Origin of the sequence: Petrotoga sp. SL27, from assembly GCF_002924605.1 — a bacterium.
GTDB lineage: Bacteria > Thermotogota > Thermotogae > Petrotogales > Petrotogaceae > Petrotoga > Petrotoga sibirica.
The window spans coordinates 1-266 of sequence record NZ_JAIP01000055.1; the positions used below are offsets into that span (position 1 = coordinate 1).

The window sequence follows — 266 nt, forward strand, 5'->3', positions numbered from 1 at the left end:
TCTATCGTCTTCTCATCTGCTTTTCTTATCTTGTCTTTTATTTCTTCAGTTAGTTGGTTACCAAATCTTTTGCTTAATATTTTAATTGCAAATTCTCTTTCTCCTTCAAGTTTTCCTTTTTCCATTCCTTCGTTCCTCAACTTTTCGGCTATCGTCATAACTATTTCACCCCTTCCAGGCATTATTTCTTTTTGTACCTTTAATATATCTTCTATCGTTATATCTTCCCTTACGTTTAGTAGGTAGATCATGCACCCTTCAAACCA

Annotated in this window: 1 pseudogene; it reads right to left on the reverse strand. The window is 33.8% G+C overall.

Annotated features, from left to right (window positions below):
* A pseudogene (locus tag AD60_RS10035) lies at window positions 1–251 on the reverse strand (hypothetical protein); the annotation flags it as partial.
* Window positions 252–266 lie beyond the last annotated feature (15 nt).